A 23,114-nucleotide genomic window follows, 5' to 3' on the forward strand; every position below is an offset into this window, starting at 1 on the left:
TTCGCAGGATTTGGCCTCGACGCGGAACCTGTAGGAGCGAGGCTTGCCCGCGAAGAGTCCGGTACAAGCGACGAATAGCTGCGACACACCGCCGCAGGCTCGCACTGCACGCCGCCTCAATGCCTTATACTCCAGCGCCTTTTTAGCCCCGCCCGCGCTGGAGATGTCCAATGGATCCTGCAGTATTCGAAGAGTGGATGATGACTGGCCTTGTCAGCATCCTGATCATTTTCATGGGTTTCATCGTCTGGGATCTGGCGAAGAAGTCCAAGGCTGGCCGCTTTGGTTCCTTCATTCTGTTCTTCGTGCTCGGCCTGGGTGTCGCGGCATTCGTGATCAAAAGCGTGGTGATCGGCCTGATCGAGACCGGCACGCTATAAACGCGCCGGCACTTCCTTCCACTGGCCCTGATCGAGCCCTTCGATCGTCCAGTCGCCGATCCTGACCCGCACCAGCCGTAACGTCGGCAAGCCGACTGCCGCTGTCATGCGCCGTACCTGCCGGTTGCGCCCTTCGCGAATCACCAGCTCCAGCCAGCTCGTTGGCACACTTTTGCGAAACCGTACCGGCGGATTGCGCGGCCATAGCTCGGGCTCATCCAGCTGCCGCGCCTCGGCGGGCAAGGTCATGCCGTCATTCAACTCCACGCCATCACGCAAGCGCTGCAACTGCTCGGCGTTCGGTTCGCCCTCGACCTGCACCCAATAGGTCTTTGCCAACTTGTGCTTGGGGTCGGCAATGCGCGCTTGAAGCTGGCCGTCGTTGGTCAACAGCAGCAAGCCTTCGCTGTCACGGTCCAGTCGCCCTGCCGGGTAAATCCCGGGAACATCGATAAAGTCTTTGAGCGTCGCCCGCCCTTCGCCATCGCTGAATTGCGTCAGCACATCGAACGGTTTGTTGAACAGGATCAGCTTCGGCTCGGCTGGCGGCGTTTTGGCAACACGGCGCGATGCGGAAGGAGAGGGTTTCACGCCAGGACGACGGGAAACGGGACGTTGGGGACGGGACATGGGAAAGGGGCATCTAACGGTCAGGGCTGCTAATGCTAGTAGCCCGACCGATAAATGACCATTGGCAAATCAGCGGAACGGCGGCTCGTCGAAGCTGCGCAGTTTGCGCGAATGCAGCGAGTTGAGCTCGGTTCGCAGCAGATCCACCGCTTCAAGGCCGATTTTCAAATGCTGGCTGACCGCGCGTTCATAGAAGGCGTTGGCCGAACCCGGCAGCTTGATTTCGCTGTGCAGCGGTTTGTCCGAAACACAGAGCAACGTGCCGTAAGGCACCCGCAAGCGATACCCCTGGGCCGCGATGGTGCCGCTTTCCATGTCCACCGCCACGGCGCGGGACAGGTTGATCAGCGGACGCTCCTGAGCCCAGCGCAATTCCCAGTTGCGGTCGTCGTAGGTCAACACGGTGCCGGTGCGCAGGCGCTTCTTCAGCTCGTCGCCCTTCTCGCCGGTGATGTTCGCCGCCGCTTGCTGCAAGGCCAACTGCACCTCGGCCAAGGCCGGAATCGGAATATTCGGCGGCACCACACGGTCGAGAATCCCGTCGCGGCGCATGTAAGCGTGCGCCAGCACGTAGTCGCCGATGGTCTGCGACTGACGCAAGCCGCCACAGTGACCGATCATCAGCCAGCAATGCGGACGCAGCACCGCCAGGTGATCGGTGATGTTCTTGGCGTTGGACGGACCGACACCAATGTTCACCAAGGTCACGCCGTGGCCATCGCTGGCGATCAGGTGATAGGCCGGCATCTGGTAACGGTGCCAGACCACACCGGCGGCAATCGCCGAGGCTTCGCCGTGGTCCATGCTCTTTTCAATGATCACATTGCCCGGCAACACCATGCGCACAAAACGTGGATCGCTACGCAGCCGTTCCAGGCCATGGACGATGAACTGGTCGACATAGCGGTGATAGTTGGTCAGCAGGATCCACGGCTGCACATGGCGCCAGTCGCTGCCGGTGTAATGCACCAACCGGCGCAGGGAGAAATCCACCCGCGCCGCATCGAACAAGGCCAGGGGCAGCGGATCGGTGTTTTCCCAATCGTACAGGCCATCGGCAATGCCATCAGACGCCGCCGACAGGTCGGTACTCGGGAACACCCGCGCCAGCACAGCAGCGGTGACGCCGGAACCGGCCAGTTCATCGCCCTGCTCGACCACGTACGGATACGGGATATTCTGCTCGCTGATACCGACTTCCACGGTCACGGTGAAGTCGTGCATCAGCGGGACGAGTTGTTCCAGCAGGTACTTACGGAAAGCGGTGGGATGAGTGACGGTGACCCGGTAGGTGCCCGGCAACTGGACCTTGGCGTAAGCGCGGGTGGTTTGCGGGACTTCGCCCTGGCAGTGGTAGGTCAGGCGCAGCTCGGGGTAGCGAAACATCGCCCGCTGCTCAGCGTCCGGCTCAATACGATCCTTGAGGTAACGCTTGAGCGCCTGGCTCAGCGCATCGGTTGCACGATGGTGCAAATACGCAAGCTGATCCACGGCTTGCTCGGCGGTTTGAACGACAATAAAAGCTTCGGTCACGATCAGCATCCTGTGTTCTGACTTGCAGAGCTTCATCTTGCCTGCATCGTCGCTTCACGGGAACAGTGGCCACTATACAAATACCGTGCTCACCACCGATCAACTGTGGGAGCGAGCCTGCTCGCGAATGCGATCGCACATCCAATATCGATGTGGCTGACAGACCGCTTTCGCGAGCAGGCTCGCTCCTACAGGGAAAGGGGTCGATCAGAAGCCTTGCGGGGTCGACCGGGCGACGATCGCTTCCACATCCAGCCCACGGGGCAGCGCTCCATAAACCCGACCGCCTCCATCCAGACGACTGGCAATAAATGCATCACTCACCGCCGCATTCCCCGCCTCCAACAACAACTTGGCCTGAAGCCCCAGGGCAATGTCTTCGGTCAATTGCCGCGCGCGGTACTGAATGTCGCTGGTGTCCTTGAACGCCGCCTGCAATTGGCTGATATGCGCGGCCAGTCGCTTGTCACCATGACCGTCGCCCATTTCGTTGAACAAGGCGTCCAGCACACCCGGTTCTTTCGACAGGGCCCGCAGCACATCCAGGCATTGCACGTTGCCGGAACCTTCCCATGTCGAGTTCACCGGTGCCTCGCGGTACAGCCTCGGCAGGATGCTGTCTTCGACATATCCCGCACCGCCCATGCACTCGGCGGCCTCGTTGATCATCGCTGGCGCCCGTTTGCAGATCCAGTACTTGCCCACCGCCGTCACCAGCCGGGCAAATTTCGCCTCCTGCGAATCATCCAGATGGTCCAGCGCCCGGCCCATGCGCAGGCTCAAGGCCAGTGCCGCTTCGCTTTCCAATGCCAGGTCGGCCAATACGTTCTGCATCAATGGCTGCTCGCTGAGCAGTTTGCCGCCGACCGAACGGTGTGCGCAGTGATGGCTGGCCTGGGTCAATGCCTGGCGCATCAAGGCGCTGGAGCCGACCATGCAATCGAAACGGGTCATGGCCACCATTTCAATGATGGTCGGAACGCCTCGCCCCTCCTCGCCGACCATCCAGGCCAGGGCACCGCGGAATTCCACTTCGCTGGAAGCATTGGAGCAGTTGCCCAGTTTGTTCTTCAGGCGCTGGATATAGAACTGGTTGCGCGTGTCGTCCGGGCGATGGCGCGGCAGCAGGAAGCAGGTCAGGCCTTTATCCGTCTGCGCCAGCGTCAGAAAGGCATCGCACATCGGCGCCGAACAGAACCACTTGTGGCCCACCAGTTCGTAGGGTTGACCTGGGCCACTGGCGCCCACTGGATAAGCCTTGGTGGTGTTCGCCCGCACATCGGTACCGCCCTGTTTTTCGGTCATCGCCATGCCAATGGTGACACCGGCCTTGTGGGCCATGCCGACATTGCGCGGGTCGTATTCGGTGGCGAGGATCTTCGGCAGCCATTTGTCCGCCAGATTCGATTGCAGCCGCAGCGCCGGGACACTGGCGAAGGTCATGGTCAGGGGACAGCCGCTGCCCGCCTCGGCCTGACTGTGCAGATAGGTCATGGAGGCCCGGGCGACGTGGGCACCCTCTTGTGGATGCGCCCAGGGCAGCGAGGTCAAACCATGCTCTATCGCTGTGCGCATCAGCTCGTGATAGGCCGGATGAAACTCCACCAGATCAATGCGATGACCATAGCGGTCGTGACTGTTGAACACCGGTTTGTTCTGATTGGCGAGGAAGCCCGCTTCCATCAGCGGCCCGCCAGCCAACGCGCCATAAGCCTCGATTCGCGAGGCTGCCCAACCGGCCCCGAAACGCCGCGACCATTCCTGCAAAGGCAGATCGATGCGATACAGGTTGGCACCGTCCAGTGACGGCGGCTGGTTGGTGACTTCGTGGGTTTCGGCGAACTGATGCAGGTTCATGACGGGGCTCCTTTGGTCAGCCAAGGGGTTTCAGTTAAGCACTGCCCCCCGGCCGAAACAAAGTGTCATATCCGCCTAACTGCCGGCGCTTTCGCCCTGTTTCGGGCAGAGCACTCGACGATAGAGCGCTGCCTGCAAGTCTTCGAATTTCACCGGTTTACTCAGGTGATCGATCAGCGCGCCGGTCGGGCAGCGCTCTCGATCGGCCCCTTGGGCAATCATGAACAGCGGCAGGTCTGCGCAGCCCGGCAAGGCACGAATCTGGCAGCAGACCGACACGCCATCCATCGCTGGCAACTGACAATCGAGCAGCACGGCATCGAAGGTTTCACGCTGCAGGACATCGAGCGCGGCGCTACCGCTGTCAGCGGTTCGCACCCGGAACCCGAGCTTGAGCAACATGCCACGCATCACCAATTGATTGATGCCGTTGTCATCCGCCAGCAATACGGTGCAGTCCTGCGGCAGTCGCAGACGCGGGAAATCCCGGCTCATGAAGGGCATCGACGCAGACTCGACCGCCGGGACTTCAAATTCGACATCGAGCTGGAAACGACTACCACGCCCGGGTTCGGAACGATGGGTCAGACAACCACCGAGCAATTCCACCAGTTGCCGGCAGATCGCCAGCCCGACCCCGAGACCGCCGTGCTCGCGAGTCATGGAGCCATCGAGCTGGAAAAATCGCTGATACATTGTTGCCTCACCCAGATCGGTGAAGCCAATACCCGTGTCGATCACCGCGAAGGACAGCGCCATTCGATCCGGCGTGACCGTTTTCCCGCTCACCCGCAGCGCCAGGCCACCTACTTTGGTGAACTTGATGGCGTTGTCCAGCAAACATTCCAGACATTGCGCCAGCTTGGCGCTGTCACCGTGCAAGCGATCCGGCACGTTGGGCGCCACGTCGACCTTGAAATCAAGCGACTTGCTCAAGGCGTTGCCGTCGAACTGTGCTCGCAATGCTTCGACCACGCCACGCAGACTGAAGGTCGACGGGGACGCCTTGAGCTTGCCGGCCTGCAGCTCGGTCAATGTGAGGATGCCGTTGACCATGCGCATCATGTCCCGTGCCGATCCTGCGGCCGTTTGCTGATACTGCTCCAGCTCCGGGTCCATATCGACGGTTTGCATCAGTTCCAGCGAACCGATCACGCCGTTCATCGGCGTGCGCAACTCATGGGTCAGGGTCGCGAGGAATTCGTCCTTGAGCTGGTTACTGCGCGCCAGTTGCTGGTTGAGGACTTCCAGCTTCTGCCCGGCGTCGAGCAGGGTTTGTGCCTGCTGTTCACGCATGGCATTGATCCGATCGGCCAGGGCCAGGGACAGCAGAGCCACTTCGATGGCCGAGCCGATCTGGCTCGAATACATGGTCAGGAATACGTTCGGCAGATAACCGAGCACCATCAGGGTGTTGACGATCCCGCCCAGCAAAAACGCCGACCAGGCAATGATGAAATAGCGCGCAACCCGCAGCCCGCGCAGCCAGGCGAAAATCCCCGCGGCAAAAATCACCACGGTGAAGATCAGCGCCAGCGCCGTCGCCAGGCGCAAGGCCAGGGCATAGCTGGTCATCAACGACAACCCCACCACCAATGCACTGAACACCACCAGCGCCAGCAGCAGGCGATCCAGCCAGCGACTGTAGGAGGCCGTCTGCAGGAAACTGCGGGCGAACTGGCTGCCGAACAGCCCGGCACTGCCAATGAAAAACGGTGTCGCCGCATTGGCCCACCAGGGATTGTCCGGCCAGAAGTACTGCACGGCCGCGCCGTTCACCGACAGCTGATACAAGCCGAACGAGGCGATGTAGAAGATGTAATACAGGTAACTGGTATCACGCACACTGAGGTAGATGAACAGGTTGTAAACCAGCATCCCCAATAACACGCCATAGATCAGCCCCAGCACGTAAAGCCTGACTGGCTGCGCTTCGAGGTACGCCGTGCTCGACCAGAGCGTGACCGGCGCCTGGATCGAGCCCTGGCTTTGCAGGCGCAGATACAGGGTTTGCGATTGGTCCGGGGCGAAGCTCACATTGAACAGATAATTGTTCTGGCGGATCTCACGGCTGGCGAACGGCAAGGCATCGCCGGTCTGGCGCACCAATTGATAGTTCCCGGAGGCATCGGGGGCGTACAGGTCAAGGTGATCGAGGGGCGGATAAGCCAGTTCCAGCAGCCACGTACGCTGCGCGGCAGGGTTGGTCGGGCGATAGTCCAGGTCGATCTTCAGCCAGAACACCGAGCGCGAATAGCCGGCGTTGAGGGTGTCTTTATCATGGGATTTGAAGTTACCGGACGCGGCTTGCGCCCGCACATCCGCAATCGTCGCCTGACCCGCGACGTCTTCAAACACTTGCAGGGTTCGGCCCAGGGGGAGGCTCTGAGTGAACTCATCGAATTCGACGGCGCTCGCCAAGAGGGGCAAACACAGCAGCAACATCAACAAATAGCGCATTTATGCCCCAGCGTGGCCTGTCCGGTCCTGTCAGGAAGCCCCCATTCCCTTTGAGTAGACGTAAAACCGGTGATACCTGTTATTAGTTTGGATCCACTCTAGCATAGCCGTTGATGGCCATTGAGCACTACAGAAATTTTTCCTACAAAGGCTCTAGCACGGGCGTTTTAGCGGCGATTATTGAGATAGAGCTGTTCGCTTGACGGATTGTGACAATGCCTGCCTTTTTCGCGGCCATAGAAAAGATCGCAGCCTTCGGCAGCTCCTACATATTTGCGTCGATCCGATCCCCGTGTAGGAGCTGGCGAAGCCTGCGATCTTTTGATTTTTCTACGTCTCATGCCGATGTGCATACGCCCCGAAAAAAGATGTTTGGTGGTAAGCTCGCGCACCATGAATATCTACAGCTCTCGCCCCGTTGTCCTCTGTCTCTCCGGCCACGACCCAAGTGGTGGCGCCGGCTTGCAGGCAGATATCGAAGCCCTGCTCGCTCAGGGTTGCCATGCGGCTCCGGCCGTCACCGCCCTGACCGTGCAAGACACCGTCAATGTCACTGACTTCCGCGTCCTCGACCGTGAGTGGGTGTTGGCCCAGGCCAATGCCGTGCTCAACGATTCCGAAGTCGCAGCGGTCAAACTGGGCATGCTTGGTTCTCTGGAAATGGTCGACACCGTCGTCGAACTGCTTTCGGCGCACCCGCATTTGCCAGTGGTCTGCGACCCGGTGCTGCGCGCCGGTGGCGGCGGGCGACTGGGCAAGGATGAAGTCGGCTACGCCATGCGCGAACGCCTGCTGCCCCTGTCGATCATTGCCACCCCCAACCTTCCCGAAGCCCGAATCCTCGCCGAACTGCCCGAAGGCACCGCGGACGAGTGCGCCGAAAAACTACTGCCCTTCGTTAAGCACCTGCTGATCACCGGCGGCCATGGCGACGAGACCGAAATCCATAACCGCCTCTACAGCCGCGATGGCTTGCGTGAGACCTACACCTGCCAACGCCTGCCCGGCAGTTACCACGGTTCCGGTTGCACCCTGGCGAGCGCCCTTGCCGGTCGTCTGGCCCAGGGTGAAAACCTCGCCAGTGCCGTAAAGACTGCGCTTGACTACACGTGGCGCACCCTGCGCGATGCCGAACAGCTGGGCAAAGGCCAGTTCGTGCCGCGCCGCCTGCCACTGGATTTCTGTTCGTAACGCCAAGAGGCCTGCCCGATGAAACTACGTGGCCTGTACGCCATTACCGACAGCCAGTTGCTGGCCGGCAAATTCCTGTCGTATGTCGAGGCCGCGCTGGAAGGCGGCGTCGCCCTGTTGCAATACCGCGACAAGAGCAGCGATGAGGCCCGCCGCCTGCGTGAGGCCGAGGCTTTGCGCGACTTGTGCGAACGCTACAAGACCCGGTTGATCATCAATGACGACGCCGAACTGGCCGCCCGCCTGAATGTCGGCGTGCACCTGGGGCAGACCGACGGTCCGCTCACGCCGGCCCGCGCCTTGCTCGGCCCCAAGGCCATCATCGGTTCGACTTGCCATGCGCAACTTGAACTCGCCGAGCAAGCCGCCAAAGAAGGCGCCAGCTATGTCGCCTTCGGTCGCTTCTTCAACTCCAACACCAAGCCGGGTGCCCCGACCTGCAGCCTCGACCTGCTCGACAAGGCCCGCCAGCAACTGCACCTGCCGATCTGCGCGATTGGTGGCATCACCCTCGACAACGCCGCCCCTTTGGTGGCCCATGGGGTCGACCTGCTGGCCGTGGTGCATGGCCTGTTTGGCGCCGAGACCACGGCTGAAGTCACCCGCCGCGCCCGCGCATTCAACGAATTACTAAATATCTGAGAGCCCGATCATGTCTCGTTCCGAAACCCTGTTTGCCAACGCCCAGAAACACATTCCCGGTGGCGTGAACTCGCCGGTACGCGCGTTCAAAAGCGTTGGCGGCACGCCATTGTTCTTTAAGCACGCCGAAGGCGCCTACGTTACCGACGAAGACAACAAGCGTTATGTGGATTACGTCGGCTCCTGGGGGCCGATGATTCTCGGTCATAGCCACCCGGACGTACTGGACGCGGTGCGCAAACAATTGGAACACGGCCTGTCCTACGGTGCGCCGACCGAGATGGAAACCCAGATGGCCGACCTGGTCTGCTCGCTGGTGCCGTCGATGGAAATGGTGCGCATGGTCAGCTCTGGTACCGAAGCGACCATGAGTGCAATCCGTCTGGCCCGTGGTTTCACCGGCCGCGACAGCATCATCAAATTTGAGGGCTGCTACCACGGCCACTCCGACAGCCTGCTGGTCAAGGCCGGCTCCGGTGCCCTGACCCAAGGCGTACCAAGCTCGGCCGGCGTACCGGCAGCCTTCGCCAAACATACCCTGACCCTGCCGTTCAACGACATCGACGCGGTTGAAAGCATGCTCGCCGAAGTCGGCCAGGACGTGGCGTGCATCATCGTCGAGCCCGTGGCCGGCAACATGAACTGCGTGCCGCCAGCCCCAGGTTTCCTCGAAGGCCTGCGCACTCTTTGCGACAAGCACGGCGTGGTATTGATCTTCGACGAAGTGATGACCGGTTTCCGTGTCGCCCTCGGTGGCGCCCAGGCTTACTACGGCGTAACGCCGGACCTGACCACGTTCGGCAAGATCATCGGCGGCGGCATGCCGGTGGGTTGCTTCGGTGGCAAACGCGAAATCATGTCGCGCATCGCCCCGCTCGGCCCGGTTTACCAGGCAGGCACCTTGTCGGGTAACCCGCTGGCAATGGCGGCCGGCCTGACCACCCTGCGCCTGATAAGCCGCCCTGGCTTCCACGCCGAACTGACCGACTACACCACACGCCTGCTCGATGGCCTGCAAGAGCGCGCCGACGCGGCGGGTATTCCGTTCGTGACCACCCAGGCCGGCGGCATGTTCGGCCTGTACTTCAGCGGTGCCGATGACATCGTGACCTTCGAAGACGTCATGGCCAGCGACGCGGCCTTGTTCGGCCGCTTCTTCCACCTGATGCTGGAAGGCGGCGTGTACCTGGCACCGAGTGCTTTCGAAGCCGGCTTCACCTCGATCGCCCACGGCGAAGCCGAGCTGAAACTGACGCTGGATGCCGCCGAACGCGCATTCGCTGCATTGAAGTAACGCAGTAGCGCTGACGTTGGCCATCGCCAACGTCAGCTTTCACCTACACGCCTGCGCTTTTTCCTACTCATCTGCCAATATTCCCCCCGCAAAGTGGGCGATATAGTTCCCACGCAGCAGAAAAACGAGTAAAGACTTTGTAAGGTTGGCCCTGCTTATTTCATAATGCGCGCTTATTGGATCCCCTCGATGGGTCCGCGCGCCCTTCAGAGGTAAGTCGATTCCCATGAACCGCACCGGCCGCGCCCTTTCACTGGGCTGCCTGTTGCTCCTTCAGCCCCTGCTCGCGCTCGCACAAGCAGGCGGTAACTCGTTGTTAATCCCAGCGATGGGTCGCTGCACCCTCAATACTCAGCCGCAAGACCTGGCACAGGCACTCGCCGCCTGCCAGAAAGCGTCGGATGAAGGGGATGCGCAAGCGCAATACGAGTTGGGTGAGTTCTACTACGAAGGCAAAAACGCGCCGCGCGACCTCAATAAAGCCCTGAGTTATTTCGAAAAGGCCTCCTTGCAAGGCCACGCCCAGGCGCAATTCAAGCTCGGCACCATGTTCTTCCATGGCGAAGGTGTTCCGGCCAATAACATTCAGGCATACATTCTGCTGAAAATGGCGGCGGTCAATGGCGCGGAAGACGCGCTGGACACGGCTGACGAAGTCACCGAGAAAATGCCCCGCGAAGAGCTGGAAGTCGCCACCCAGGTACTCGGGCAGATTTTCCGCAAATACCTGATGGAACTGCAGAGCGCCGATGGGCGTACGCCCTTTTCGCCCCTTCCCTGATTTTTACCCGCCTTTCTGACGCCATCGCGAGCAAGCTTTGCTCCTACAGGGTTCTGACACAGTTCTGTAGGAGCAAAGCTTGCTCGCGATTGGTAGCAACTCGGTCTTGAGGCTTACTTCTCTGGCATCGGCATCGGAAACGGCATCACATTACCGACCGCACCACGGGCTTCGCTGATTTTCGGAGTGCCCAGACGCTCGACTTCATCGATACGCACGATCGAGTGCATAGGCACAAAACTGCGCACCACACCTTCGAACTGTGCCTTGAGCTTCTCTTCGCTCGGGTCGACGACCACTTGCGTGCGCTCGCCAAAGACGAACTCTTCCACTTCCAGAAAGCCCCACAGATCGCTCTGGTAGATCTGCTTGGCGTACATTTCGAACACCTGGCCCTGGTTGAGGAAAATCACCTTGTAGATTGGAGCTTCACGTTTGGTCATGGTGGGCGAGCAACACATCGGGGGAAAAAAAGAGGGCGCGAACTATAGCATAACCACCGGACGCACAGCGGTAGGAACCTGGGAGCATGTTCCCTATAATGCGCGGTTCTTCGAATCACGTGATGACCCTTTTCCATGGCCAAGAAGCTTTATATCGAAACCCACGGTTGCCAGATGAACGAGTACGACAGCTCGCGCATGGTCGATCTGCTGGGCGAACACCAGGCCCTGGAAGTCACCGCTCGCGCTGAAGACGCCGACGTGATCCTGCTCAACACCTGCTCGATCCGCGAACGCGCCCAGGATCGCGTCTACTCGCAACTGGGCCGCTGGCGCGAGCTGAAACTGGCCAACCCGGACATGGTGATTGCCGTCGGCGGGTGCGTAGCCAGTCAGGAAGGCGCCGCGATTCGTGATCGCGCGCCCTATGTCGACGTGGTATTCGGCCCGCAGACCCTGCACCGCCTGCCAGAAATGATCGACGCTGCACGCATCAGCAAGCTGCCGCAAGTCGATGTGTCCTTCCCGGAAATCGAAAAATTCGACCACCTGCCCGAGCCCCGCATCGACGGCCCGAGCGCTTATGTCTCGGTGATGGAAGGTTGCAGCAAATACTGCACCTTCTGCGTGGTGCCCTATACCCGGGGCGAAGAAGTCAGCCGCCCGTTCGACGACGTGATTGCCGAGATCATTCACCTGGCCGAAAACGGCGTGCGCGAGGTGACGCTGCTGGGGCAGAACGTCAACGGTTATCGTGGCGCCACCCATGACGGACGCCTGGCCGACTTGGCCGAGCTGATCCGCGTCGTCGCCGCCGTCGATGGCATCGACCGCATCCGCTACACCACTTCGCATCCGCTGGAATTCTCCGACAGCCTGATCCAGGCCCATGCCGACGTACCTGAACTGGTGAAACACCTGCACCTGCCGGTGCAATCGGGTTCGGATCGCATCCTCGCGGCGATGAAGCGCAACCACACCGCGCTGGAATACAAATCCAAACTGCGCAAGCTGCGGGCCGCCGTACCGGGCATTTGCATCAGCTCGGACTTTATCGTCGGCTTCCCTGGCGAGACCGAAAAAGACTTCGAACAGACCATGAAGCTCATTCAGGACGTCGGTTTCGACTTCTCCTACTCGTTCGTCTACAGCCAGCGTCCCGGCACCCCGGCCGCCGATCTGGCCGATGACACGCCCGAAGAGTTGAAAAAAGAGCGCCTCAACGCCCTGCAACATCGCTTGAATCAGCAAGGTTTCGAAATCAGCCGACAAATGGTCGGTTCGATCCAGCGCATTCTGGTCACCGATTATTCGAAAAAAGACCCTGGCGAGCTGCAAGGTCGCACCGAAAATAACCGTATCGTCAACTTCCGCTGCGACAATCCAACCTTGATCGGCCAGTTCGCCGATGTGCGCATCGACGCAGCCCAACCGCATTCGCTGCGGGGTTCGCTGATCCAATAACACCGCACATCACTGTAGGAGCCGAGCTTGCTCGCGATGAGGCCAGGTCAGACGACTCAAATGTTGAATGCCAGACCGACATCGCGAGCAAGCTCGGCTCCTACAGGGGACGGTGTTTGACCTTGCGATATTTAAGAGCTTTCGCACCCACGCCACTGGCGTTATCCTTGATTTCATCACTATTGCCCCAGGGCGGCTAAATACGACCTTGAACGCACCCATAGAACCCCATCGTTTCATCCTCGAGCCTTTTGAGGCTCGCCGTTTCGCCAATCTGTGCGGGCAATTCGACGAGCATCTGCGCTTGATCGAACAGCGCCTGACCATCGAGATCCGCAACCGCGGGAACCAGTTCGAACTGATCGGCGAGCGCAAACACACCACTTCCGCGGAAAACCTCCTGCGCCGCCTGTACCGGGAAACCAAGGGGACCGAGCTGTCGCCGGACATGGTTCACCTGTTCCTGCAGGAATCTGCCGTCGAAGAGCTGGACAACCACTCCCCCGCCGACGCTGCCGTCGCCCTGCGCACCAAAAAAGGCATGATTCGCCCACGCGGCTTGAATCAGCAGCGCTACGTGAAGGAAATCCTCGGCAACGACATCAACTTCGGCATTGGTCCGGCCGGTACCGGCAAGACCTACCTGGCCGTCGCCTGCGCGGTGGATGCACTGGAACGCGAGCAGATCCGTCGCATCCTGCTGGTACGTCCGGCGGTAGAGGCTGGGGAAAAACTCGGTTTCCTGCCAGGCGACCTCAGCCAGAAAATCGACCCGTACCTGCGTCCGCTCTATGACGCACTCTACGAAATGCTCGGTTTCGAGTATGTCGCCAAGCTGATCGAACGCCAGATCATCGAAGTCGCGCCATTGGCCTACATGCGCGGCCGGACGTTGAACAACAGCTTCATCATCCTCGACGAAAGCCAGAACACCACCGTCGAGCAAATGAAGATGTTCCTGACCCGGATTGGCTTTGGCTCAACAGCCGTCATCACCGGTGACATCACCCAGGTTGACTTGCCACGCGGCACCAAATCCGGGTTGCACCACGTCATTGAAGTGTTGAAAGACGTGCCAGGCATCAGCTTCACGCACTTCCAGCCCAAGGATGTCGTGCGCCACCCGTTGGTACAGCGCATTGTCGAGGCCTATGAGCGCTTCGAAACCCGTGCAGCCGACGATGCAGCCGCCAGGGAAAGCCGCCGCGATGCTTGAGCTCGACCTGCAAATCGCGACCCAAAGCCCCGCCCCCAGCGAAGCCGAATTCCGCCAGTGGTGCGAACTGGCCCTGCGCCAGCGCACCGCCGACTCCGAGATGACCATTCGCCTGGTCGACGAAGCCGAAGGCCGCGAGCTGAATCACACCTGGCGGCAAAAGGATTACGCCACTAACGTCTTGTCATTCCCGGCGGATGTTCCAGACGAGTTTCTCGACATTCCGCTGCTCGGCGACCTGGTGATCTGTGTTGCCGTGGTGGAGCGAGAGGCCGCCGAACAAGGCAAGGAACTCAAGGCCCATTGGGCGCACCTGGTGATCCACGGCTGCTTGCATCTGCTTGGTTACGACCATATAGAGGACGAGGAAGCCGAAGAAATGGAAGCACTGGAACGAGAGTTGCTTGCAGAACTGGGCTATCGCGATCCGTACGCGGATGACGAAACCGAAACATCCCCATCATGACAACAAAGGATTCAGAGTAATCGCTATGAGCGAAGATCGATCGAGCAACGGGCAAAAGTCCTGGCTGGGTAAGCTCACCCAGGCTTTTGCCCACGAGCCGAAGAACCGCCAGGAGCTGCTGGAGCTGCTGCGCGACGCACACCAGAACAAACTGTTGGACAGCGAAGCGCTGGCCATCGTCGAAGGCGCCATCCAGGTGGCTGACCTGCAAGTACGCGACATCATGGTCCCGCGCTCGCAGATGATCAGCATCAAGGCGACCCAGACACCCCGCGAATTCCTGCCGGCCGTGCTCGACTCGGCCCACTCCCGCTATCCGGTGATCGGCGAAAGCCACGACGACGTGATGGGCGTGTTGCTGGCCAAGGATTTGCTGCCGTTGATCCTCAAGGAGAACGGTGACAGCTTCAACATCAAGGATCTACTGCGCCCGGCCACCTTCGTGCCGGAATCCAAGCGCCTGAATGTGCTGCTGCGCGAGTTCCGCGCCAACCACAACCACATGGCCATCGTCATCGACGAATACGGCGGCGTGGCGGGCCTGGTGACCATTGAAGATGTGCTGGAGCAGATCGTCGGTGACATCGAGGACGAGCACGATGTCGAAGAAGACAGCTACATCAAGCCACTGCCCAGCGGCGACTTCCTGATCAAGGCACTGACGCCGATCGAGAACTTCAACGAGTTCTTCGATAGCGAATTCTCCGACGACGAATTCGACACCGTGGGCGGCCTGGTGATGAGCGCATTCGGGCACTTGCCAAAACGCAACGAAGTCACTGAAATCGGCACCTATCGCTTCCGCATCCTCAATGCCGATAGCCGTCGGATTCATCTACTGCGACTGACCCCTATCGCCCGGTAATACTAAGGACTGTAATGCGCTGGATAACCCGCCCCGGCTGGCCCGGTAACCTGCTGGCCGTGGCGGCCGGTGCAATCACCACTCTGGCCTTGGCGCCATTCGATATCTGGCCGCTGGCGTTACTGGCGGTCGGGCTTTTCTATGCCGGCCTGCGTGAGCTGAGCCCCCGCCAGGCCCTGGGGCGCGGCTGGTGCTTTGGCTTCGGCCTGTTCGGCGCCGGTACCAGTTGGATCTACTACAGCATTCACCACTTCGGTGGCGCCTCGGTCCTGCTGGCCGGGTTCCTGATGCTGATCTTCACCGCGGCAATTGCCTGGTTCTTTGCCCTGCCCGCCTGGGTCTGGGCACGCTGGCTGCGACGCAATGAAGCGCCACTGGCCGATGCGCTGGCGTTCGCGGCGCTGTGGGTTGGCCAGGAAGCGTTTCGCGGCTGGTTCCTCACCGGCTTCCCGTGGCTTTATTCCGGTTACAGCCAACTTGATGGCCCGCTGTCCGGGCTCGCCCCCGTCGGCGGCATGTGGCTGATTTCCTTCACGCTGGCTTTGACCGCTGCGCTGATCTACAACGGTTTGCGCTTGATTCGGGGGGGCCGCAAAGGCTTTATCGCGATGGGTGTCGTGCTGTTGATCGGTCCATGGCTGGTCGGCATCGCTCTCAAGCATCATGCCTGGACCAGCCCGGCGGGGGCGCCGCTGAGCGTCGCTGCAATTCAGGGGAACGTCGAACAGAGCATGAAGTGGGATCCGGCGCAGCTCAATGAGCAACTGGCGCTGTACCGCGACATGAGTTTTACCTCCAAACGTGTCGATCTGCTGATCTGGCCTGAAACCGCCATCCCGGTGCTCAAGGAGTCCGCCGAAGGCTACCTGGGCATGATGGGGAAATTCGCTGCTGAACGGGACTCGGCGCTGATTACCGGCGTACCGATCAGGGAAGTCGTTCGCCATGAGAAGCGCTTCTTCAACGGCATCACCGTGGTGGGTGAAGGCGATGGCACTTACCTCAAGCAGAAGTTGGTGCCATTCGGCGAGTACGTGCCCTTGCAGGATGTGCTGCGCGGGCTGATCGCGTTTTTCGACCTGCCGATGTCAGACTTCGCCCGAGGCCCGGCCGATCAGCCCATGTTGCAGGCCAAGGGCTACCAGATCGCGCCGTACATCTGCTACGAAGTGGTTTATCCGGAATTCGCCGCTGGCCTCGCGGCCCAAAGCGATCTGTTGCTGACCATCAGTAACGACACCTGGTTCGGCACGTCCATTGGTCCGCTGCAGCATCTGCAAATGGCCCAGATGCGCGCACTGGAAGCCGGTCGCTGGATGATCCGCGCCACCAACAACGGCGTGACCGGCCTGATCAACCCGTTCGGCCAGATCACCGCACAGATCCCGCAATTCGAACGCGGCATCCTGTACGGCGATGTGGTGCCAATGCACAACCTGACGCCGTACCTGCAATGGCGTTCGTGGCCGTTGGTCATTGTTTGCGTACTGCTGTTTGGCTGGGCGCTGGTGGCGAGCCGGATGGCCAAGACCGTTTAACCGCAGCGTCTGGAAAAGATCGCAGCCTTCGGCAGCTCCTACGGGATAGACGCATTCCTCTGTAGGAGCTGCCGCAGGCTGCGATCTTTTGCTTTTCAGCGATAAAAAAGCGAATACCCAACCTGCCCCACCGCCTCGTTCATCAACTGCCCACTTCGCCAGATCGCCTTGAACTCCGGCATCCAACCACCCAGCGGTTCGCCGTTATCACCGCCTAGAAACCCAACCGGTGCCGGCACCACCTCGAATCCAGCCTTGCGGAAACTCCAGACCGCGCGAGGCATGTGCCAGGCTTGCGTGACCAATACCACGCGCTTGATACCTTCGGGTAACAGCACCTCGGCACTCAATTGCGCGTTTTCCCAGGTCGTGCGACTGCGCCCCTCCTGCCAGCGCACGGTGACGCCGAAGTCATCGCGCAATGAGTCAGCCATCAACTTGGCTTCAGTGGGGGGTGTGCCGTAATGCAGCCCGCCGCTGGTCAGAATCGGCAACCCGGAGGCCTTGGCCAAGCGTGCAGCGTAGCGCTGGCGCTCCAGGCCAACACCGGTTGGCTGATCAGTCCCCCAAGCCGAATCACCTCGCTCCCGCCCCGACCCCAGCACCACGATCGCATCGGCGTGCTGACCCAGCGTCGCCCATTCCTCGCGGGCCAGCGGCGGCTCACTTTCCAATAGCTCCGCCCCCCATTGCACAACGATGGGCAGGCTCATCAGCCAGAAGCCACCGAACCCAAGGGCAAAACACACACCGGCGAGCCTTGGTCTAGAGCGGCGCAACCACCAGGCAAGCACCAGCAACAGCAACAAAAGGCCTGGCGGCAAAAAAATTTGTTTCACGAAATAGCGAAAAGGCATCGAGCATCTCCATGAAGATGCCCGAAGCCTAAGTGGGTTGATGCGATGCGACAATCAATACGGAAGGACTATGCTTCAAAAAGTCATGGAGCATGGCTCTATGCCCTTATTTGAACTGCAGAGACCGGACCTTTACCGCGTCTCTACCGGGGACTTTGTCCTTGAGCCAGATAATCTTGGCAGAACGTGGTGCATCGAGTTGCTTCACTGCTTCGGACAAGCATCCATGTGTCTCACGTTCACTGCGATCCAGGTACGCCTTGACCAGGGCAAACTCTGCAGGGCTCAAGCCGCGCAACTCCAGCTCCAGTGGACGTTCATCACGTAGCCGGCCAGCGGTTCTTGCCGCTTCCAGCGCCATGCCCAGACGATCGATCAGTCTTTCGTACAGCTCCGGTTTTGTAGCTTTGTGCTGTGAATCAACCATCCCTCACCTCATTGGAAGATAAGACCTACTCCCCAGTTAGAGCTTAGCCTCCATGAACAAACCGGCTGAACGCCGCGACCAACGGCCCTCGCAGAGGATTTGGCGTGACGCGCGGCAGCAATCAGGGTTTCCCTCGGTAGAGTGCGGTCATGTATGCTACGGCGCTTCCTGTAACTCCACTTCCAGCTCGACTGGGCAGCGAAAACGCCGAATTGGCGCATTCATCGTCCAGCGTTGCATTGAAGAGGATTAGGCCACCCCTATTCAGTTCAAAAGTAGCCATGCACGAACAATATCAGCCCCGTGAAATCGAAGCCGCCGCCCAGTCGTTCTGGGACGAGCAAAAGTCCTTTGAAGTCAGTGAACAGCCAGGCAAGGAGACCTACTACTGCCTGTCTATGTTCCCTTACCCCAGCGGCAAGCTACACATGGGGCACGTGCGCAACTACACCATCGGCGACGTGATCTCCCGCTATCAGCGCATGCAAGGCAAGAACGTCCTGCAACCCATGGGTTGGGACGCCTTCGGCATGCCGGCGGAAAACGCCGCGATGAAGAACAACGTAGCCCCGGCCAAGTGGACTTACGAAAACATCGCCTACATGAAATCCCAGCTGCGCAGCCTGGGCCTGGCGGTGGACTGGTCGCGCGAAGTGACGACCTGCAAGCCGGACTACTACCGCTGGGAACAATGGCTGTTCACCCGCCTGTTCGAAAAAGGCGTGATCTACCGTAAAAACGGCACCGTGAACTGGGACCCGATCGACCAGACCGTTCTGGCCAATGAACAGGTGATCGACGGTCGCGGCTGGCGTTCCGGCGCGCTGATCGAAAAGCGCGAAATCCCGATGTACTACTTCAAGATCACCGCCTACGCGGATGAGCTGCTGGAAAGCCTCGATGAACTGCCGGGCTGGCCTGAACAGGTCAAGACCATGCAGCGCAACTGGATCGGCAAATCCCGCGGCATGGAAGTGCAGTTCCCGTACAGCGTCGATTCCATCGGCGAGAGCGGCACCCTGAAAGTCTTCACCACCCGTCCGGACACCCTGATGGGCGCGACTTACGTCGCCGTGGCCGCCGAGCACCACCTGGCCACCCTAGCCGCGCAAAACAATCCTGAGCTGCAAGCGTTCATCGCCGAATGCAAGAGCGGTAGCGTCGCCGAAGCCGATGTCGCCACCCAGGAAAAGAAAGGCCTGCCGACCGGCCTGTTCGTCGAGCACCCACTGACGGGCGAAAAATTGCCAGTGTGGGTCGCCAACTACGTGCTGATGCACTACGGCGATGGCGCGGTAATGGCTGTGCCAGCTCACGATGAGCGCGATTTCGAGTTCGCCCACAAGTACAACCTGCCGGTCAAATCCGTAGTGCGCACCAGCTCCGGTGAAACCAACCCGGAACCGTGGCAAGAGGCTTACGGCGAATACGGCACGCTGATCAATTCCGGCGAGTTCGACGGCCTGGACTTCACTGGCGCCTTCGACGCCATCGAAGTGGCACTGATCAAGAAAAACCTCGGCGCTTCGCGCACCCAGTTCCGCCTGCGCGACTGGGGTATCAGCCGTCAGCGCTACTGGGGCTGCCCGATCCCGATCATCCATTGCGACAGCTGTGGCGACGTACCGGTGCCGGAAGACCAACTGCCCGTCGTACTGCCGGAAGACGTTGTACCTGACGGCGCCGGCTCGCCGCTGGCGCGCATGCCCGAGTTCTACGAATGCAGCTGCCCGAAATGTGGCCAGCCTGCCAAGCGTGAAACCGACACCATGGACACCTTCGTCGAGTCGTCCTGGTACTACGCCCGCTATGCTTCTCCGCACTTTGAAGGCGGCCTGGTGGAAAAATCCGCAGCTGACCACTGGTTGCCGGTGGATCAGTACATCGGCGGTATCGAACACGCCATTCTTCACCTGCTCTACGCGCGCTTCTTCCACAAGCTGATGCGTGACGAGGGCTTGGTGAGCTCCAACGAACCATTCAAGAACCTGCTGACCCAGGGCATGGTGGTCGCCGAGACTTACTACCGTCGCGAAGCCAACGGTGCTTATACCTGGTTCAACCCGGCGGACGTGGAGCTGGAGCGTGACAGCAAGGCCAAGGTCATTAGCGCCAAGCTGATCGCGGATGGCCTGCCGGTGGAAATCGGTGGCACCGAGAAGATGGCCAAGTCGAAGAACAATGGCGTCGACCCACAGTCGATGATCGATCAGTTCGGCGCAGACACCTGCCGCCTGTTCATGATGTTCGCCTCGCCACCGGACATGAGCGCCGAATGGTCCGACTCCGGCGTCGAAGGCTCGCACCGCTTCCTCAAGCGCGTCTGGCGCCTGGCTCAGGCACACGTCGCTCAGGGCCTGCCGGGCAAACTGGACGTCGCCAGCCTGAACGACGAACAGAAAGCCATTCGCCGTTCGATCCACCTGGCCATCAAACAGGCCAGCCACGACGTCGGCCAGAACCACAAATTCAACACGGCCATCGCCCAGGTGATGACCTTGATGAACGTGCTGGAGAAAGCCGCGCAAGGCACCGAACAGGATCGCGCACTGGTTCATGAAGGCCTGGAAACCGTAACTCTGTTGCTGGCGCCGATCACCCCGCACATCAGCCACGAGCTGTGGAAACAACTGGGCCACGCCGAGCCGGTGATCGACGCCGGCTGGCCGGTGCAGGACGACAGCGCGCTGGTGCAGGACAGCCTGACCCTGGTCATCCAGGTCAACGGCAAGCTGCGCGGCCAGATCGAAATGCCGGCCAGCGCCAGCCGCGAAGAAGTCGAAGCTGCCGCACGCGCCAACGAAAACGTGCTGCGTTTTGTCGACGGCCTGACCATTCGTAAAGTGATCGTGGTGCCCGGGAAACTGGTCAACATCGTCGCCAGCTAATTGGATCAGGCGCCAGGCCAAGCCTGGCGCCGAATAAAACCTTTCGGGCCGGTTGACCGGCCCACATGGTTTCAAGGGGAGCAACACAATGATCAAACGCAATTTGCTGGTGATGGGCCTGGCGGTCCTGTTGAGCGCCTGCGGTTTCCAGCTGCGCGGCACCGGCACCACCGAACTGGCGATCAAGGAACTTGATGTCAGCGCACGCAACTCCTATGGCGAAACCGTGACCCAGCTGCGTCAGGTGCTCGATCGTAGCGGCGTCAAAGTCTATACCGGCGCCCCCTATAAGCTTGTACTGACCAATGAGCAGGAAACCCAGCGCATCCTCAGCTACGCAGGCGCTGGTCGTACTGGCGAATATCAACTGAACACCACGCTCAACTACAGCATTCTCAGCCAGGGCAATCTCTCGTTGATCAGTGACAAGCTCGAAGTGGAAAAAGTCTTCATCCACGACGGCAACAACCTGGTGGGCTCCGACCAGGAAGCCAACGATGCCCGCAAGGAGATGCGTCGCGAACTGGTGCAACGCATGGTGGTGCGCCTGCAGCAAATCACGCCGACTCAGCTTGAGCAGATGCGGCAGACCGCCGAAGCCCGCGCCAAGGCAGAAGCCGCGGCACTGGAAGCGGCGCAGAAAGCTGAAGCGGAAACCCCGCGTCAGTCGCCTGTCGAAACTCCGCAGCAGTAAGTCTTACGGGGCGCTCAGGCGCCCCGTTTGCCCCCTCTTATGAAGCTCGCTCCCGCCCAACTCGCCAAACACCTGCAAGGTGCACTCGCGCCGGTCTACGTCATTAGCGGTGATGATCCCTTGTTGTGCCAGGAAGCTGCCGACGCCATCCGCACTGCCGCTCGCCAGCAGGGTTTCGATGAACGCCAGGTCTTTGCCGCCGACGCCAATTTCGATTGGGGTACGTTGCTCCAGGCCGGTGCCAGCATGTCGTTGTTCGCGCAAAAACGCCTGCTGGAACTACGCCTGCCCTCCGGAAAACCCGGTGATAAAGGCGCTGCCGCGCTCATTGAGTACTGCTCCCGACCGGCCGAAGACACAGTCCTGTTGATCAGCCTGCCGAAACTCGATGGCAGTGCGCAGAAAACCAAGTGGGGCAAGGCACTGGTCGAAGGCCCGCAGACTCAGTTCGTGCAGATCTGGCCGGTGGATGTCAGCCAATTGCCGGCCTGGATTCGTCAGCGCCTTTCCCAGGCAGGTCTTTCCGCCAGTCAGGACGCCGTCGAGTTGATTGCCGCACGGGTCGAGGGCAACCTGCTGGCCGCCGCCCAGGAAATCGAAAAGCTCAAACTGATGGCCGAAGGTGGCCAGATCACCGTCGAAACCGTGCAGGCTGCGGTCGCCGACAGTGCGCGTTTCGACGTTTTCGGGCTGACCGATGCCATTCTCAACGGTGAAGCTGCCCATGCCCTGCGCATGCTGGAAGGCCTTCGCGGTGAAGGTGTCGAACCACCGGTGATTCTCTGGGCCCTGTCCCGAGAGCTGCGCTTGCTGGCCAACATTTCCCTGCAGTACAGCCAAGGTACGCCGTTGGACAAAGCCTTCAGCCAAGCCAAACCACCGGTCTGGGACAAGCGCAAGCCGCTGATGAGCAAAGCCCTGCAACGCTATTCAGCGCCACGCTGGGCCCAGTTGCTGCTCGAAGCACAGCGCATTGACGCACAGATCAAAGGCCAGGCGGCCGGTTCGCCGTGGATGAGCTTGAGTCGTTTGACGTTGTTGATGGCCGGCCAGCGATTGTCGTTACCTGCCGAATAAGATCAAAAGATCGCAGCCTTCGGCAGCTCCTACAGGTAAAGCGCGATGCAATGTAGGAGCTGCCGAAGGCTGCGATCTCTTGATCTTCTTTCCTACAAAACATACATACATTTGCGCTATAGACAGATCCCTCACTTGAGCCGATGATTTGCCCCGCAAAAACCACTCAAACGCGAGAGCCGATCATGAGCAAAAAGCCATCCAAGCATGGCCCCAACAAGGCCAAATCCATCATCGCCCAGCCACTGTTCCGCAGCCGTCAGGAACGCCCAGGCAAGGGTAAAGGCAGCTACCGCCGCGAAGCCTTCCAGTCTAATAGCTGGGAGGCTTCTTACTTTCTGGCAGCCTGAAAGGCATGCATCCGCTCAACATGTTAAGGTCTGCAACTGATCCGTATTTCCTGGACCCGTG

General features: G+C 60.2%; 21 protein-coding genes. 14 read left to right on the forward strand and 7 right to left on the reverse strand.

From position 1 onward, the window contains the following. Window positions 1–170 precede the first annotated feature (170 nt). Window positions 171–380 (forward strand): DUF2788 domain-containing protein, encoded by a 210-nt coding sequence (locus ABTV22_RS26270; protein ID WP_046815823.1) that lies wholly within the window; start codon window positions 171–173, stop codon window positions 378–380. On the opposite strand, the gene ABTV22_RS26275 is transcribed toward ABTV22_RS26270, so the two are convergent. From ABTV22_RS26275 to ABTV22_RS26290, 4 genes are all read right to left on the reverse strand, one after another. After that, window positions 375–1,010, reverse strand: coding sequence for a pseudouridine synthase (locus ABTV22_RS26275; protein ID WP_433737280.1), 636 nt, complete (start codon window positions 1,008–1,010; stop codon window positions 375–377). The two genes, ABTV22_RS26270 and ABTV22_RS26275, sit on opposite strands and share 6 nt — an antisense overlap. A gap of 69 nt (window positions 1,011–1,079) precedes the next feature. Next, window positions 1,080–2,579: an AMP nucleosidase gene (amn, locus tag ABTV22_RS26280; protein ID WP_433737281.1), complete on the reverse strand. Its 1,500-nt coding sequence runs from the start codon at window positions 2,577–2,579 to the stop codon at window positions 1,080–1,082. 171 nt (window positions 2,580–2,750) lie between these two features. After that, complete coding sequence (locus tag ABTV22_RS26285) at window positions 2,751–4,400, reverse strand: acyl-CoA dehydrogenase family protein (RefSeq protein ID WP_433737282.1); 1,650 nt, start codon at window positions 4,398–4,400, stop codon at window positions 2,751–2,753. 75 nt (window positions 4,401–4,475) lie between these two features. Then, window positions 4,476–6,860 carry a 7TM diverse intracellular signaling domain-containing protein gene (locus ABTV22_RS26290; RefSeq protein ID WP_433737283.1) on the reverse strand — a complete coding sequence of 795 codons (2,385 nt, stop codon included), beginning with the start codon at window positions 6,858–6,860 and terminating at the stop codon, window positions 4,476–4,478. Window positions 6,861–7,253: 393 nt separating this feature from the next. On the opposite strand from ABTV22_RS26290, the gene ABTV22_RS26295 reads away from it, so the two are divergent. From ABTV22_RS26295 to ABTV22_RS26310, 4 genes are all read left to right on the forward strand, one after another. Continuing rightward, window positions 7,254–8,051, forward strand: a complete 798-nt coding sequence (locus ABTV22_RS26295; RefSeq protein WP_433737284.1) for a hydroxymethylpyrimidine/phosphomethylpyrimidine kinase — start codon at window positions 7,254–7,256, stop codon at window positions 8,049–8,051. A gap of 18 nt (window positions 8,052–8,069) precedes the next feature. After that, window positions 8,070–8,693 carry a thiamine phosphate synthase gene (gene thiE, locus ABTV22_RS26300; RefSeq protein WP_433737285.1) on the forward strand — a complete coding sequence of 208 codons (624 nt, stop codon included), beginning with the start codon at window positions 8,070–8,072 and terminating at the stop codon, window positions 8,691–8,693. Between the two features lie 10 nt (window positions 8,694–8,703). Then, window positions 8,704–9,987 (forward strand): glutamate-1-semialdehyde 2,1-aminomutase, encoded by a 1,284-nt coding sequence (gene hemL, locus ABTV22_RS26305; RefSeq protein ID WP_433737286.1) that lies wholly within the window; start codon window positions 8,704–8,706, stop codon window positions 9,985–9,987. Window positions 9,988–10,213: 226 nt separating this feature from the next. Further along, the gene (locus ABTV22_RS26310; RefSeq protein WP_433737287.1) at window positions 10,214–10,768 is read left to right on the forward strand and encodes a tetratricopeptide repeat protein; all 555 of its coding nucleotides are present in this window, start codon (window positions 10,214–10,216) and stop codon (window positions 10,766–10,768) included. Between the two features lie 113 nt (window positions 10,769–10,881). Here the strand turns inward: ABTV22_RS26310 and ABTV22_RS26315 are convergent, their stop codons facing one another. Beyond that, window positions 10,882–11,211, reverse strand: coding sequence for a DUF1820 family protein (locus ABTV22_RS26315; RefSeq protein WP_003185742.1), 330 nt, complete (start codon window positions 11,209–11,211; stop codon window positions 10,882–10,884). 135 nt (window positions 11,212–11,346) lie between these two features. Between ABTV22_RS26315 and miaB the strand changes: the two genes are divergently transcribed. From miaB to lnt, 5 genes are all read left to right on the forward strand, one after another. Next, a complete protein-coding gene (gene miaB / locus ABTV22_RS26320; RefSeq protein ID WP_433737288.1) occupies window positions 11,347–12,675 on the forward strand; it encodes a tRNA (N6-isopentenyl adenosine(37)-C2)-methylthiotransferase MiaB in 1,329 nt (442 codons plus the stop codon). Window positions 12,676–12,883: 208 nt separating this feature from the next. Further along, entirely contained in the window at window positions 12,884–13,891 is a 1,008-nt protein-coding gene (locus tag ABTV22_RS26325) for a PhoH family protein (RefSeq protein ID WP_433737289.1), read from the forward strand. Continuing rightward, on the forward strand, window positions 13,884–14,357 hold the full coding sequence (gene ybeY / locus ABTV22_RS26330) for an rRNA maturation RNase YbeY (protein WP_433737290.1): 474 nt from the start codon (window positions 13,884–13,886) through the stop codon (window positions 14,355–14,357). The genes ABTV22_RS26325 and ybeY overlap by 8 nt, the downstream gene beginning before the upstream one ends. A gap of 25 nt (window positions 14,358–14,382) precedes the next feature. Then, window positions 14,383–15,222 (forward strand): HlyC/CorC family transporter, encoded by an 840-nt coding sequence (locus tag ABTV22_RS26335; protein WP_433737291.1) that lies wholly within the window; start codon window positions 14,383–14,385, stop codon window positions 15,220–15,222. A gap of 14 nt (window positions 15,223–15,236) precedes the next feature. Further along, window positions 15,237–16,760 (forward strand): apolipoprotein N-acyltransferase, encoded by a 1,524-nt coding sequence (gene lnt, locus ABTV22_RS26340; protein ID WP_433737292.1) that lies wholly within the window; start codon window positions 15,237–15,239, stop codon window positions 16,758–16,760. Between the two features lie 95 nt (window positions 16,761–16,855). On the opposite strand, the gene ABTV22_RS26345 is transcribed toward lnt, so the two are convergent. Further along, window positions 16,856–17,617, reverse strand: a complete 762-nt coding sequence (locus ABTV22_RS26345; RefSeq protein WP_433737293.1) for a YdcF family protein — start codon at window positions 17,615–17,617, stop codon at window positions 16,856–16,858. A gap of 106 nt (window positions 17,618–17,723) precedes the next feature. Beyond that, window positions 17,724–18,044, reverse strand: coding sequence for a hypothetical protein (locus ABTV22_RS26350; protein ID WP_433737294.1), 321 nt, complete (start codon window positions 18,042–18,044; stop codon window positions 17,724–17,726). Between the two features lie 281 nt (window positions 18,045–18,325). Here ABTV22_RS26350 and leuS point away from each other — a divergent pair, with 281 nt between their 5' ends. The 4 genes from leuS (at window position 18,326) to arfA (ending at window position 23,053) form a co-directional block, all read left to right on the forward strand. Then, the gene (gene leuS, locus ABTV22_RS26355) at window positions 18,326–20,932 is read left to right on the forward strand and encodes a leucine--tRNA ligase (RefSeq protein ID WP_433737295.1); all 2,607 of its coding nucleotides are present in this window, start codon (window positions 18,326–18,328) and stop codon (window positions 20,930–20,932) included. Between the two features lie 88 nt (window positions 20,933–21,020). Then, entirely contained in the window at window positions 21,021–21,626 is a 606-nt protein-coding gene (gene lptE / locus ABTV22_RS26360; RefSeq protein ID WP_433737296.1) for an LPS assembly lipoprotein LptE, read from the forward strand. A gap of 39 nt (window positions 21,627–21,665) precedes the next feature. After that, window positions 21,666–22,703, forward strand: a complete 1,038-nt coding sequence (holA, locus tag ABTV22_RS26365; RefSeq protein WP_433741518.1) for a DNA polymerase III subunit delta — start codon at window positions 21,666–21,668, stop codon at window positions 22,701–22,703. Window positions 22,704–22,888: 185 nt separating this feature from the next. Next, a complete protein-coding gene (gene arfA / locus ABTV22_RS26370; protein WP_433737297.1) occupies window positions 22,889–23,053 on the forward strand; it encodes an alternative ribosome rescue factor ArfA in 165 nt (54 codons plus the stop codon). Window positions 23,054–23,114: the final 61 nt, after the last annotated feature.

It is taken from the genome of Pseudomonas putida (assembly GCF_050990305.1).
GTDB lineage: Bacteria > Pseudomonadota > Gammaproteobacteria > Pseudomonadales > Pseudomonadaceae > Aquipseudomonas > Aquipseudomonas putida_AH.